The following is a 13,335-nucleotide window of genomic DNA, read 5'->3' as shown; positions in this document are numbered from 1 at the left end:
GCTTAATACTTCTTCAAAACAAAAAAAAGGAATAAAACAACTTCCCTTTTCTAAAGAGTATTTCTCTATCAATCCATCTCCGTTATATTCACAAGTGGTGCTTCGATAATATAACGATCAGGAGCCGCCCCTAGGAAATTAAACGGATAACAAGTGGTCAGTGTTAGTACCGGTTCATCTTTTGTCACAATCACTGTGCGGTCTTCTGCAGCCGTGATCCAACTCTGCGTTATTTTGTATTCGTATTGCATGCCTTCAAATTGCACAAACAGGCTGTCGCCCTCTTTTAAATCACCAAGTTCGCGAAAAACCGTGTCTCTGTGACCGGATAAAACGGTGTGGCGCTGACCATCCGGCGGCACAGTAAAGTTGCCCACATGGTATCCGACTCCTTGCGTTAGGGTGTCGTCATCTGTTCCCCAATAGACCGGGTACTTTTTACCAAGAGAAGGAATCAGCAACCAACCGATGTCATCACCGCGATCGTATTCTTCATACGTTCGTTGTTTGGGCTCTACCGATTTTTTAAGCTGTTCCGAAGCTTCTTTTTCAACAAGAACTTTTGCCGGAACATCGACGCTATCGAATTTATCAGCTTGTGCGATATCGTTGTCACCGATTACTCGCTGGCCAGAAGACGTGTCAAAAAGCCACTTATAGCCATTCCAAACAGCGAACAGCAAGCCCATCACTATGAGTATGACGCCTATTCTCCTTCTCATTTTTTCACTCCTATTCACTTACTCGAACACTATTCATTTGTGTTGATTAACAAGATCCAAAGTCTTTTATCAATAAAAGAAATGATAAACGCAGAAAAGCTTCTTGCACTTCTGGCTTGTTTAATTGCTTCCCAATTGGTAAATTAAGGTTTTATTCCAGTAGCTCGTAATCTTTTGTTCAGAAAATTCAATCAATTAAGATTTTTTTATTGTATAATATGTTATCGCCTACTGGCGAAATTTGCAAGAAGGAGACTGATGTATGAAAAAACGCATAGCTTTACCGTTAGTTTCAGTATTGGCCGTCGGAGGATTTGCGGGATCGGTTTTTGCGGCTCATGAAGGGCAGGAATTCATGGCGGAATTGACGCCTGAGCAAGAAACCATGGAAGTCGAAAGCGATGCTACGGGAGACGCGAGCATCGTGTTTAGCGAAGATGGCATGTCCTTGGATTTCACGGTCAATGCCAATGAGTTGGACGACGCGATGGCAGGGCATTTCCACAGTGGCGCTACGGGAGAAGACGGACCTGTAGAAATCATGCTGTTTCAAAATGACGCGCCTATGGATTATAACGGAGAAGTCGCGACGGGTACGTTGACCGAAGCTGATCTTGCCGGAGATATGAGTTGGGAAGACTTTACGAAAGCGATGGTCGCGGGTGACATTTATGTCAATCTTCATACAGAAGAATATCCGGATGGCGAAATTCGCGGTCAAGTTGAAATGGCTGGAGACGAAATGCCGACAACCGCTACAAACGGACCGCTTTACACGATGATTGGAGTACTGATGGCGTTGATGGGCGGACTGGTGCTCTTCGGTAGAAATCAGAAGAAAACGGCATAAGCGATTTCTCTAAAAAGCTGAACTCCTACTTGGGCGGTCATTCATCTATGAGACAAGTTCAGCTTTTTTCTGTTGTTAAATTTTTTGAATTGTTATCTCACTGGAATTCCAAAACCTTTACATAAGTCCTCACAACACATAAATAATTCCTCACATTGTGATTTCAGTAATTTTCTTTCTATAATTACCCGCAAAAACTTAAAACATCAATTACAATATCACCCAAAATGTTAGTAGACACTCGGTTCCCCTCCAACTATGCCAGTTCTTCTGTACCGCTAAAATCATAAGCTTGTAGCAAAACCACTACTCGCGATAAAAGAAAATTAAAAAACGACTCCTAGAATCTAGTAAATTCTAGGAGTCGTTTTTATTCGAAAAATTATTCTCACAACTATCTCTATGTACGGAGAATAGGATTCTACTTCATACTCTTACAAAAGACCATTAGGCGCATTATAGGTTTTTTATAACTTTACGAACAGACGCTGCTGACTTCTCCAGTGCATCTTTTTCTTCAGTTGTTAATGGGATTTCTATAATACTTTCTATCCCATTGCCTCCAATAATGGTTGGTACGCCCAAGCACAATTCCTGGTAGCCATACTCTCCTTCTAAATAAGCAATGGATGGCAAAATCCTTTTCTTATCGCGAATAATAGACTCAGCCATCTCTACTAAAGACGCTGCAGGCGCGTAATAAGCACTACCCGTTCCAAGCAACCCTACAATTTCGCCGCCACCTTTTCGCGTTCTCTCTACAATGGCAGCTAAACGCTCAGCAGAAATAATTTTTTCTAACGGAATACCACCGGCATATGAATACCGAATAAGCGGAACCATGTCATCACCATGCCCACCTAAAACAAAGCCTGTGATATCCTCGACAGAAATGTTTAATTCCTCTGCTACGAAGGTATTGAATCTTGCTGTATCGAGTACTCCTGATTGTCCTATTATTCTATTTTTAGGGAATCCTGTCGCTTTATAGCAGACATAGGTCATCGCATCAACAGGATTACTCAAAATTAAAATTGTGCTTTCTGGAGCATATCGCTTCACATTTTCCGACACCGTTCTCATGATTTTCGCATTGGTATTTACCAAATCATCTCTACTCATCCCAGGTTTTCTAGCGATGCCGGCAGTGATGATGACCAAATCCGCATCTTTAATGTCTTGATAATCGACAGTGCCTGAAATTTTCGAATTGAATCCTTGTACAGGTCCTGTTTGAAGTAAATCAAGTGCTTTTCCTTTAACTGGATTTTCCTGTTCCGGAATATCCAGCAAGACGATATCTCCCAAAGATTTTTGAGCCATCATCAGTGCTGCTGTTGCACCTGTAAATCCAGCACCAATAATCGCAATCTTATTTCTTCGAAAAGCCATGTCTAATCACCCTTTCACAACCATTAAGAATCGGTTTTCTTTGCTCTTTCTATTTTGGGCGGTGGGACAGGCTTTGCTTGTTGTGTCTGTTGCTCTTGGTATGCGTCATAATCAAGGGGATCAATCATCGTGTAAACTGATTCATCCGGTCTTGGAATGACATGTGCTCCCAATAATTCGCCTACTCGTTTTGCAGCTTCTCGTCCAGCATCTACTGCAGCCTGAATTGCGCCTACATCCCCTTGAACAATAATGGTTACAATTCCACCATCAATAAACTCTTGTTTAATCAATTTTACATTTGCTGCTTTGATCATTGCGTCTGCAGCTTCAATTGCACCAATCAGACCTTTTGTTTCAATCATTCCTATTGCTTGACTCATCATATTCACCTCTCTTTACCTCAGTTGAATCGATAATACCGATAATGACTGCGTCTATCGGTATTGGGTTATCTTTATCAATATAACGAGATGATCCACCACTTGTTACTAAAACGTGATCTCCAACGCCTGCGCCAAGTCGGTCAGCAGCTACAAATTCTGTTCTGATGGAGTTGCCTTTTGTATCTATTGGCTGAATGACGAGCAACCGAAGACCTTGTAGTCCGTCCTCTTTTCGGGTGGCCCAAACATTTCCAATCACTTTTCCTATCCGCATAGCTAATCACCTTTTTCTATTGTCTAACAAGAATAGATTTGCCAAGTTCTCTCGCAACATCATACGCAAGTGCCGTTACGATTGTCCCTTTTTCAATTAATATCTCAGATTCCTCTATTTCTCTAAGGTCATCCTTCGAGAGGAGTTTTTTTTTAAACAAATACTGTTTATTGACCAGTATTTCGCGAATTTCTTCTCTCGCATCTGTCGGTGAAGACTCTTCTCCAGATCGGATAATTCGACCGATTACACCTTTCCCAATAAAACCTGCATTGGCTTCATCGGTATCAATATGCATTTCTAAACGATAACGATCTGACACGCGGATTTTTACTTTTCTAAAGGTGATAGGTCTGTTACCATCCACTTCAACATTGACGAACTCATTATTAGAAACATTCAAACGCGCAGCATCTTTGGGTTCCATATGAATATGAGCTTGAGCAACAATCAAACCTTCTTCCAAATTGAGGCTGCCTTTTGGTCCAATGACTGTAAATGCAGCGGAACCTGCAACATCACCTGATTCTCGAATAGGCGCTTTAACACCTAATTTAAATGCGTCTGTGAAACTAACTTCTACTTGAGTTAATGCACGTGCAGGACCTAACACGCGTACGCGTTCAATACTTCCTTTTGGTCCAGCAATTACTACTGTTTCATTAGCAGCGAATTGATTCGGCTGGGATAAGTCGATTTTTTTTGTTAATTCATATCCTTTGCCAAACAATACTTCCAGATGTTCTTGAGACAAATGGATATGGCGAGCCGAAACATCTATTGGAAACGCATTGGTAGGAAGAGTCGTCGCTGACTCCGTTTCTGATAAATTTAATTTCGCTAGAATTTCCCCTACAATTCTTTCAATCAATTGCTGATTCACAGTAAAACCTCCTTTCCTTTAACCAGCATCTTCTTAGTTTTCTGACTTAGGTAAAATCATTTCTAATTCGTTGTGTGGTCTTGGGATTACGTGTACAGACAATAGTTCTCCTACTCGCTGTGCCGCTGCTGCTCCTGCATCTGTTGCTGCTTTCACTGCTCCTACATCTCCGCGTACCAACACGGTAACGATTCCGCCACCGACGTGAACTTTGCCGACAAGATTTACACTTGCTGCTTTAACCATCGCATCTGCTGCTTCTATAGCTCCTACTAACCCTTTTGTTTCTACCATTCCTAATGCTGTACCTTCTCTATTCATATCCAATTCCTCCTAGTAAATTTATTTAGATAATTGCTTTATTATTTCACTGACTAAGTCTTTCACCATTTCAGGATCGACTTCATCATTTGAACCCATTTTTTGAATAACGTTCGATACAACTTGAGCTTCTTCGGTTTGTTTTGGTGTTTCCGTATGCTTTGGAAGCAGCACTTCTTTAATCCCGTAAGCCATTCGTTTACTATTCAGCAAATGTTTAGCGGTCAAGTTATCTGAAGTGATATTGCCTCCAAACGTTCCACAGCCTAACGTCATCGAAGGCATTAAGCCAGTCGTTCCACCAACTGCTCCAATAGATGACATCGTATTGACTAAAATACGAGATACAGGCATTTCAAGTGCAAACTCCCGGGCAATTGCATCGGTTTCGGTATGAATCGATAACGAATGACCTCTGCCTCCAAGATTTAGTAAAGATAGACACAACTCTTTTGCATGCGCTACATCAGAAGCTACATACATAGCAAAGATTGGTGACAATTTTTCAAGTGAGAACGGTACATTTTTGCCGACTTCGATTTCGAGACCAATAATCACCCGTGTTCCTTCGGGTAAATGAATACCCGCTAATTGCGCAATCAATTGAGGGCTTTTCCCAACAATTTTAGGATTGACCTTGCCAGGAATGGGTGATATTACTTTTTCCATCAATGCTTTTTCTTCATCGTTTAAAATATAAGCATCATTTTTTTTGAGTTCTCTTTTTACTAGCTCGAGTACATTTCGATCTACGACCATAGCTTGTTCAGTTGCACAAATGGTTCCGTAATCGAAGGACTTGCTATTGATGATATTTTCAACAGCCTTTTCAATTTTCGCAGTTCGTTCAATATACACAGGCACATTTCCTGGTCCTACTCCGTAAGCAGGTTTTCCTGAGCTGTACGCAGCTTTGACCAACCCACCACCACCAGTTGCCACAATCAAATCAATGTCATGATGTTTCATTAATTGTTGTGTTGCTTCCATAGAAGACATTGTCAAACATTGAATCAGTCCTTCAGGAGCACCCGCCGCTACTGCAGCTTTGTTACATACCTTTAATGCCTCATTTGTGCATTGGATCGCATAAGGATGCGGACTGACCACAATCGCGTTACGCGTTTTCAAAGCAATTAATGTTTTGAAAAAAGCTGTAGATGTTGGATTTGTTGTTGGAATGATTGCGGCAATAACGCCAAAAGGTGCAGCAATTTCAACTACTTTATTGACCTTGTCTTCGCCGACAATTCCGACTGTTTTCAAGTCTTTTATGCTTTCATAAACGGCTTTTGATCCCACTTCATTTTTTATCTTTTTATGAGCGGCGATGCCCATACCGGTTTCTTTTACAGCTAACTCGCCAAGCTCCCCAGATTTTTCGTATGCGGCGTCCGCTACTGCTTTAACAATGCGATCCACTTGTTCTTGCGTAAAGTCCATAAATCGTAATTGTGCTTCTTTTGCATTTGTTACAGCAGTGCGCATTTCTTGAAGAGCCAGTAAATCGGCATCTAAAGTTACAGTCATTATAATTTCTCCTTTCTCAGTAATCCATCGGTTTTCCAGCTGTTTTCTGCACCGATCTTCTGAAGGCATCTGCTGCTGCCTGACAAGAAGAATGACTGCCACTCAACAATGCGCCTCCAAAATTCGTTTCAGATGGTGGGCTGAATAACTCGCATATTTGTACATCGGCTGCTTTTAAAGCAGCATCCAAACCAGTGATTGCCTCTATAGGTGAGGCGATCAAGTAAGCCAATGACGTTCCTGGTGATACCTTTGCTAATTCAGCCAAGTAACTTCCACAGCTGGAAATTGTATGTGCATAAAATGCATGGTCAGGATTATCATGTACAGCTTCAAAATAAGCATTAGTTTCAATCGTTATCTTGATCGAATCGAGACCACTTTTCACTTCTTCTGGAGAAGGACCGGCAATAATTCCGATAAACTCGCCAGAAAGGGGGCCTGAAGCATGAGCTGCTCCGGCATAAAAACTTTTAGCGTAGACCACTTCAACGTTCGATGCTTTTGTCGCTTCGTCAGCTGCTGTATAGCCGATGTCATCGATGGTTGCTGTAAACAAACCTAGACTGCGATGATGCGGTTGCAAGTTGAATTTCTCAGCAAGCGTTGGATCCACATTTGAAATTAGTTGCATAGATAAAATTTCCGCATGAATTTTTTTCACTAAATCTATACACCTCTCATCCTTCTTTTTTAACTAATGAAACCCCGCTTGCTTCGTATTTCAGTATTTTTTGAATAACCGTAGCCAAATAGGCACCTGCTTCAACAGGTGGAATCCCACCTTTATGGATATTCGACACGACCATACGCTCTGCTTCAATCGTTCCCAGACGGGGCTTATAACAAATGTAGGCGCTTAATGATTCGGCAGAAACAAGCCCTGGCCGTTCTCCAATTAGAATCACGACGACATCCGGTTGTAGAATTTCTCCTATTTCATCCATCAAAGCAACTCGTCCATTTTCCACATAAAAAGTTGTTCCCGTTTCAATCCCTGCGTTTTTCAATGATTGGTCAAACGACAAGTAAACATCTTCCATATTTTCTTCAATTGCTTTAGCACTCAATCCGTTAGAAGCTACAATTTGAACCGTAGCGGAAGGTTTACATTTTTCTTTTATCGTGGCGATCGATTCATCTGATAGCCTTCTGCCAAGATCCGGTCTTCTGATGTATTCTTCTTTATCTAAAACTTTCGAATGTAATTGAAGAAAACCTAGTCGTTCCAATAGTTCACTTGGCACTTCTCCGTAAACTGCGTCAACAGCTGCTGCGTGATCGAATCGAAACTTCAACCATGTGTCTGTTTTTGCTCTCGTTCCTGCTCTGCCAACAACGATTCGTGCAGGTGTTTGTTTACGAAGACCTTCTAATATCCCCTCTTTTTTAGCGTCACTTGGAGTCTCATCATTTGTAGTCGCTTTCTTTTTTGCGTTTTCTACTACTGGCTGTTTGCTTTCAGTGACTGTTTGAACAAATTTCACATCTACAGTTGTTGTTGCAGGTTCTTTTTCTGACACCAAACTACCTGTTGGAGCATTTTGAAATAATTTAACGGGCATCTCTTCGTTGTTATTTGTGGGTTTAGCTGCAGTTGTTTTAGTAGTTTGTAGCTTTTCAATGACCATCTTTGTGATTTGTTCTACAAGTTGTTCATTCACAGATTTAACCTCCTAACGCATGAATATAGTAGGATCACCAGCACGTTCGCTCAAGCGACCGTTTTCATAGATCCCCATTTTTTCAAGCCATTTCAAATATTCTTTTGCCGGTGTTTTCTGGAATGTTTGCAACAAAGTTGCGACGTCATGAAAGCTCATGGACTGGTAATTTAACATGACATCATCGCCCATTGGCGCCGCAATGATGAAGTTTACTCCTGCTGCTGATAACAACACACCCAAATCTTCAATGTCATTTTGGTCTGCTTTAATATGATTGGTGTAACAAATATCTACACCCATTGGAATGCCGTGCATTTTCCCCATAAAGTGATCTTCTAGGCCTGCACGTATAACTTGTTTGTTGTTGTATAAATATTCCGGCCCGATAAAACCAACTACCGTGTTTACGATAAACGGATCAAAATGTTTTGCAAAACCGTAGTTTCGAGCTTCTAACGTCACTTGGTCAATGCCGTAATGGGCTTCTGCTGATAGTTCTGAACCTTGTCCTGTTTCAAAATACATGACTTGTGGCCCTCTACTTGTTCCCTGTTTTAACGCTAAATCTTTGGCCTCTGCAATCAAGTCGGCTGATATCCCAAAAGAACGGTTTGCTTGTTCAGTTCCTGCAATACTTTGGAAAATCATATCGGCAGGAGCTCCTTGTTCAATTGCTTTCATCTGAGTCGTGACGTGTGCCAGTACACAGTTTTGAGTCGGTATTTCCCAGTCGTTAATAAAATCACTTGTTGCGTGCAAGAGGCGTTTGACGCTTTCGACTGAGTCGTCGACTGGGTTAATGCCAATTACAGCGTCTCCTATACCGTATGACAAGCCGTCTTTTAAAGAGGCAAGCATCCCACCCACGCTGTCTGTTGGGTGGTTGGGCTGTAATCGAGAAGAAAGTGTTCCTTTTTGCCCGATAGTGATATTGCAGGTCGTTAAAATTTCCACTTTGCCAGCAGCTTGAACCAAATCCAAGTTAGACATCAGTTTTGTTACTGCCGCTATTGTTTCGGAATTCATGCCTCTGCTGACTCGTTTTAATTCACGATCTCCTACTTTGTTGCTTAAAATATATTCTCGAAGTTCAGCAATACTCCAATTTTTGATCTCGGCATATATTCTTTCGTTGATATCACCTTCGATAATTCGGGAAACTTCATCTTCTTCTATCGGAATTAATGGATTGTTTCGAATGTCGCTGACTAGTAGATTGCTAATTACTGTTTTGGCCGCAATTCTTTCTTGTACCGTCTCAGCCGCAATACCAGCTAAACGGTCACCAGACTTTTCTTCATTTGCCTTTGCCATAACTTCTTTTAAATTTTGGAATGTGTAATTGATGCCACCTAAAGTTGCTTGTAAGTTCAAAGTTCAGTACCTCCTTTACGACGAATGAAATGTTAAAGTTTTCACTACTACTGGAACGACACCGGATTCAAGAACTCTTCCAATGTCTATATAATCCCCGTGTTCAACAACAATTTGATCTATGCAAATAACACTTTGCCTGACGTTCAGAGCCATCAAGGTTTGACCTAACACTCTGGCGTGATCGGTTTGCAAAATCAGCACTATTGGGAGATCTGGATTTGGACGACGTTCCATCATTTGAATAATGTCGGCCGCTAATTGTTGGATTGCTCGAAAACTCATGTGCGGCAGTTGTGAAATGTATAATGCGAAATTTTGCCCTTCGTGATAAGCATCAAACATATTAATAGCTTCAGTTATCTTTTTTTCCAAACGCTCTGCCCCGATTTGGAAACTTTGATCGAATGAAAAATGATAAACAGGGACGTTTTTCATGGGGAGATCTGTTGGCGAAACCTGAATCGTCGCGCCACTGATTTCAGTCGTTTGCATCCCCGCCCCTAAAACGGTTGCTCTAACCGTTTCAATAGGTTCTAGCCAAGTAAACCCTTGTAATCTCTCATCGTTCTGCAGCACTTCAGCCAACTGCATACCCATGTCACTGTATTCGGTTTGTGCATTATGAACCGACTCATGCTGGTACATGCATTCCGAAATACCACCCGAAAATGAAATGACTTCCACTTCTTCTTGCCAGTTTGGCAAATGCCCTAATAGTAAGGATGCCTCTTCATCTGTCGCTTCTCTAGTAAGAATTGAACTCAAGTATTGGGCCATAAATGTAAGAACAAAATCGACAGCCGGAGACTGCCAATCATCCCCGATGCTCAATTGCTGGTTATGGGCAGTTAAGAGCTTTTGAATGGGTGGCGAAATCGAACTAACCTGACCATTCTGAAACTCTAAAAGTCTGCCTCCTATATGTAAGGTACAGGTTCCTAAAAGTTCTTGGGATTTGTAAACGGCAATATTGGCGGTTCCTCCACCGATATCGATGTTAGCGGTTACTTTGTCGTTAGTTCCTGAAAATTCATAAGCTCCCGAACCTTTAGCTGCGATAATTCCTTCTAGGTCCGGACCTGCTGTTGCTACTAAAAATTCTCCAGCTTCGTTGGATAAATAATCGATCATTTCACGTGCGTTGTCTTTCGTTGCCGTTTCTCCTGTGATGATGACGGCGCCTGTTTCAATTTGAGAAGGAACAATTCCTGCCTGCTCATACTCACTCTTTACGATACCGACTACTTTTGCGACGTCGATCGTAACGTGATCTTTTAACGGCGTACTGAAAATCGGGCTTTTATACAAAACTTGCTTATCTACTATTTCAATTCTTGGAACATGCATGCTCCCTGCGACGTTTGTTAATGAGAATTCACTAATAACTAGTTTCGTTGTGCTCGTGCCAATATCAATTCCTGCACTAATGATTTTTTCCGTTTTAGGAGAAAAACCTGCCACACTCACACCTCGCTTGAAAACAAATAAAGGCGCCCATACAGACCCGATTAAGATTCTTCGGGTCGTATAGGCGCCTTTGCCGTTTCTATTATTTTAATAATTTGAATATAACAAATTGTTTGTTACTTGTAAAGGACTTTATTGAACAGCAGGTCATCTCCCACATGGTTTTCAACATATTCCTCAATCAATTCCATGCTATTGATTTGTACAATTTTCTGCAAATGGTTTACACCTTTTTTTTGAATCGCTGAAGAAATAACAATAGGGCCATGTGTGACCACTTGACGCAACATCTCTAAAGAACGAGGAAGATTGGCATCCACATGATCACTTTTCGTAATAACACCTACTGGCAGTTTTGAAATTCCAGAACTGAAACCGTGTGGAAAAATCATCTTCCCATTCGTCGCGTCCTGCAGATAAAAGACATGTGTAACTTCTAGAGCTGTAGCCATTATGCTCTTATAAAAGAGCGGATTTTCCGTATACTCTCCAGGAGTATCTACAATCCAATCGTAATAAGTTAAGGTTTGAGTCTTATAAGCTTCAACTTCTCGCCCTAGTAACGCGTTTGTCAAAGTAGATTTACCTGCTCCGATTGAACCAATAAGCATTGCTCTATTTTTCATAATGGTTAACACGTCCTTACGATTTAGTAATAGCCGCTGGAGTATAGCCTAGTCTTTCTGACAAAAATCGATTGATTTCATGCATAGCCATATCGACCTCAGAGACACTTCCTACTATTACAAGACTTCCTGTAAATCGATCTAAAAAACCAATTGAGACATTTGCCGCTTTTGTTGCTAAGTCTCCTGCAATAATAACTGTTTCACTTGGCGTGCACGTCATAATTCCCAAAGCACCTGAAATGGGAATACCGAGCTTCACAAACATATCCGGATCAGGATTAGCTATTAAGTGACTCAACGTTAATTGTTTACCTGGTACAAACTCTTGGATGAACCTTTTCTTTTCTTCTGTCATTTAAATTCTCCTCCCTACTTAACACATATATGATTAAATTTCAGCAGGAGCTTCCTTCTCCACTACTTTTTTAGCATGTTTATCATTCTTTTTCTCTTCGACTGTTAAATACTCTCCTGGTCTAATGACGCCATCAGCTCGATCTTTTGCTTCAAGTTTAAGCGCAGTAGGAACAGACAGCCAATAGGCAAACCCGATAGCGATGACGCCTGCTGCAAGTTTACCGATGATGACCGGCAAAATAATGTTGGGTTGGAAATTCGCTGTAAAAGACAAATGATCACCTAACATAAAAGCAGCACAAACTGCGAACGAGATATTAATTACTTTGTCTTTTGGTGGCATTTCTCTTACCAATGCAAACATCGCTAAAATATTTGCCATTGTTGCTAAGATGCCTGCACTCCCAATAGACGATAACCCAATTTTTTGTCCTGCGGCTTCAAGTGGCTTAGATGCATATTTTCGCAACAAGTAAACCATCGGAAATGCTCCGGCCAACATAATTCCAATATAACCAGCTGTTTCAAGTGCTCGGAACTGATCTTCTTTGTCTGCCATGATTGGATGAAATCCCCAAGCTCCAAATACCATCGAAAAGAAGCCCGTGAAAATTTCAACAATAGAAAAGACCAAAACAATTTTGATTGCTGCATCCATCACGCGCCCAAAAATCATAAATCCGCTGACCATTGCTCGTGGGAAGAACTTCAAGCCTGCTGCGATTAAGATAACAAACAATAAAAGTGGCGTTAGATTGACAAAAATTTGTGCATAACTTATAGCAAATTCATATGGCGATGCTGCTGTTGTACTAATGACATCACGGATTTCTGTATTGAATAGAACGACCATTACCGAAGCAAGGAATGCTCCGATTGGAATCGTTAATACGCCAGACATAATACCCAGTGCCATATACTTATGGTCTCGTTTATCAAGCATAGCTAATCCCATTGGAATAGAGAAGACGATTGTCGCTCCCGCCATATACCCAACAATCATTGCCATGATCCAGCCTTCGTTAGTTACTTTTAATGCTTCGGCTAACTGATACCCACCCATATCTGTCGCAAGGATAGACGTCGCTGCAATGGCGGGATCTGCACCAATTGCTTGAAATGCTGGACTAATGAACTTGTTAATAAACCAAGTTAAATAAGGTATAGAGGCCATAATACCTGCTGCCGGCACAAAAATGTGACCGATTGTTTGTAAACCTGACATAAACTCTCTTCCAATACCTTCGTCCGGGTTTTTAATTGCTGCAAAAGCTCCTAATACTGCACAAATCATAATAATATAAACTATTACCGTTCCAATCATCGCCATTTTTATATCCCCCTTTAATAATATTCCGTTTGTCAATTTAAGCTAGACAGACCCATTCCATTCAGGTGACTCAAAAATGCCTCCAAGGGTGTGCGATAATCCAGCGACTTCCGTGGGATGTTATTCCGTTTGTCAGCCACTGAGGAAATG

The 13,335-nt window shown here is 41.2% G+C and carries 15 protein-coding genes and 1 pseudogene; 1 reads left to right on the top strand and 15 read right to left on the bottom strand.

The features are described 5' to 3' along the window. Window positions 1-68 precede the first annotated feature (68 nt). Window positions 69-722 (bottom strand): class D sortase, encoded by a 654-nt coding sequence (locus QMF37_RS12860; RefSeq protein ID WP_283478454.1) that lies wholly within the window; start codon window positions 720-722, stop codon window positions 69-71. A 262-nt stretch (window positions 723-984) separates the two neighbouring features. Here QMF37_RS12860 and QMF37_RS12855 point away from each other — a divergent pair, with 262 nt between their 5' ends. Further along, window positions 985-1,572, top strand: a complete 588-nt coding sequence (locus QMF37_RS12855) for a CHRD domain-containing protein (protein ID WP_283478453.1) — start codon at window positions 985-987, stop codon at window positions 1,570-1,572. 456 nt (window positions 1,573-2,028) lie between these two features. On the opposite strand, the gene mdh is transcribed toward QMF37_RS12855, so the two are convergent. The 14 genes and pseudogenes from mdh to QMF37_RS12785 all read right to left on the bottom strand — a co-directional run. After that, on the bottom strand, window positions 2,029-2,964 hold the full coding sequence (gene mdh / locus QMF37_RS12850; protein WP_283478452.1) for a malate dehydrogenase: 936 nt from the start codon (window positions 2,962-2,964) through the stop codon (window positions 2,029-2,031). Between the two features lie 23 nt (window positions 2,965-2,987). Beyond that, window positions 2,988-3,347, bottom strand: coding sequence for a BMC domain-containing protein (locus QMF37_RS12845; RefSeq protein ID WP_283478451.1), 360 nt, complete (start codon window positions 3,345-3,347; stop codon window positions 2,988-2,990). Next, window positions 3,322-3,624 carry a EutN/CcmL family microcompartment protein gene (locus QMF37_RS12840; RefSeq protein WP_283478450.1) on the bottom strand — a complete coding sequence of 101 codons (303 nt, stop codon included), beginning with the start codon at window positions 3,622-3,624 and terminating at the stop codon, window positions 3,322-3,324. The genes QMF37_RS12845 and QMF37_RS12840 overlap by 26 nt, the downstream gene beginning before the upstream one ends. Window positions 3,625-3,640: 16 nt before the next feature. Next, complete coding sequence (gene pduL / locus QMF37_RS12835) at window positions 3,641-4,507, bottom strand: phosphate propanoyltransferase (RefSeq protein WP_283478449.1); 867 nt, start codon at window positions 4,505-4,507, stop codon at window positions 3,641-3,643. A gap of 33 nt (window positions 4,508-4,540) precedes the next feature. Next, entirely contained in the window at window positions 4,541-4,828 is a 288-nt protein-coding gene (locus QMF37_RS12830; RefSeq protein ID WP_283478448.1) for a BMC domain-containing protein, read from the bottom strand. 21 nt (window positions 4,829-4,849) lie between these two features. Then, window positions 4,850-6,358, bottom strand: coding sequence for an aldehyde dehydrogenase family protein (locus QMF37_RS12825; RefSeq protein ID WP_283478447.1), 1,509 nt, complete (start codon window positions 6,356-6,358; stop codon window positions 4,850-4,852). A gap of 16 nt (window positions 6,359-6,374) precedes the next feature. Then, the gene (eutL, locus tag QMF37_RS12820) at window positions 6,375-7,022 is read right to left on the bottom strand and encodes an ethanolamine utilization microcompartment protein EutL (RefSeq protein ID WP_283478446.1); all 648 of its coding nucleotides are present in this window, start codon (window positions 7,020-7,022) and stop codon (window positions 6,375-6,377) included. Window positions 7,023-7,038: 16 nt separating this feature from the next. Continuing rightward, window positions 7,039-8,022 carry an ethanolamine ammonia-lyase subunit EutC gene (gene eutC, locus QMF37_RS12815; protein ID WP_283478445.1) on the bottom strand — a complete coding sequence of 328 codons (984 nt, stop codon included), beginning with the start codon at window positions 8,020-8,022 and terminating at the stop codon, window positions 7,039-7,041. Between the two features lie 12 nt (window positions 8,023-8,034). Next, window positions 8,035-9,399: an ethanolamine ammonia-lyase subunit EutB gene (locus QMF37_RS12810; RefSeq protein WP_283478444.1), complete on the bottom strand. Its 1,365-nt coding sequence runs from the start codon at window positions 9,397-9,399 to the stop codon at window positions 8,035-8,037. 15 nt (window positions 9,400-9,414) lie between these two features. Beyond that, a complete protein-coding gene (locus QMF37_RS12805) occupies window positions 9,415-10,863 on the bottom strand; it encodes an ethanolamine ammonia-lyase reactivating factor EutA (protein ID WP_283478443.1) in 1,449 nt (482 codons plus the stop codon). A 122-nt stretch (window positions 10,864-10,985) separates the two neighbouring features. Further along, window positions 10,986-11,495 carry a EutP/PduV family microcompartment system protein gene (locus QMF37_RS12800; RefSeq protein WP_283478442.1) on the bottom strand — a complete coding sequence of 170 codons (510 nt, stop codon included), beginning with the start codon at window positions 11,493-11,495 and terminating at the stop codon, window positions 10,986-10,988. A 16-nt stretch (window positions 11,496-11,511) separates the two neighbouring features. Next, window positions 11,512-11,853, bottom strand: a complete 342-nt coding sequence (gene eutS / locus QMF37_RS12795) for an ethanolamine utilization microcompartment protein EutS (protein WP_283478441.1) — start codon at window positions 11,851-11,853, stop codon at window positions 11,512-11,514. 33 nt (window positions 11,854-11,886) lie between these two features. Further along, a complete protein-coding gene (eutH, locus tag QMF37_RS12790; protein WP_283478440.1) occupies window positions 11,887-13,185 on the bottom strand; it encodes an ethanolamine utilization protein EutH in 1,299 nt (432 codons plus the stop codon). A gap of 32 nt (window positions 13,186-13,217) precedes the next feature. After that, window positions 13,218-13,335: pseudogene (locus tag QMF37_RS12785) on the bottom strand (IS30 family transposase); the annotation flags it as partial.

The organism is Planococcus sp. S3-L1, from assembly GCF_030063085.1.
Lineage (GTDB): Bacteria > Bacillota > Bacilli > Bacillales_A > Planococcaceae > Planococcus > Planococcus kocurii.
The sequence above is the reverse complement of the archived record's forward strand: the minus strand, read 5'-3'. Positions and strand labels throughout refer to the sequence as shown.

What these genes read in the sequence shown, in the direction of transcription:
- QMF37_RS12860 (WP_283478454.1), bottom strand. Translation starts at nt 722, where the DNA reads ATGAGAAGGAGAATAGGCGTCATACTCATAGTGATGGGCTTGCTGTTC.
- QMF37_RS12855 (WP_283478453.1), top strand. Translation starts at nt 985, where the DNA reads ATGAAAAAACGCATAGCTTTACCGTTAGTTTCAGTATTGGCCGTCGGA.
- mdh (WP_283478452.1), bottom strand. Translation starts at nt 2,964, where the DNA reads ATGGCTTTTCGAAGAAATAAGATTGCGATTATTGGTGCTGGATTTACA.
- QMF37_RS12845 (WP_283478451.1), bottom strand. Translation starts at nt 3,347, where the DNA reads ATGAGTCAAGCAATAGGAATGATTGAAACAAAAGGTCTGATTGGTGCA.
- QMF37_RS12840 (WP_283478450.1), bottom strand. Translation starts at nt 3,624, where the DNA reads ATGCGGATAGGAAAAGTGATTGGAAATGTTTGGGCCACCCGAAAAGAG.
- QMF37_RS12830 (WP_283478448.1), bottom strand. Translation starts at nt 4,828, where the DNA reads ATGAATAGAGAAGGTACAGCATTAGGAATGGTAGAAACAAAAGGGTTA.
- QMF37_RS12825 (WP_283478447.1), bottom strand. Translation starts at nt 6,358, where the DNA reads ATGACTGTAACTTTAGATGCCGATTTACTGGCTCTTCAAGAAATGCGC.
- QMF37_RS12800 (WP_283478442.1), bottom strand. Translation starts at nt 11,495, where the DNA reads ATGAAAAATAGAGCAATGCTTATTGGTTCAATCGGAGCAGGTAAATCT.
- eutS (WP_283478441.1), bottom strand. Translation starts at nt 11,853, where the DNA reads ATGACAGAAGAAAAGAAAAGGTTCATCCAAGAGTTTGTACCAGGTAAA.
- eutH (WP_283478440.1), bottom strand. Translation starts at nt 13,185, where the DNA reads ATGGCGATGATTGGAACGGTAATAGTTTATATTATTATGATTTGTGCA.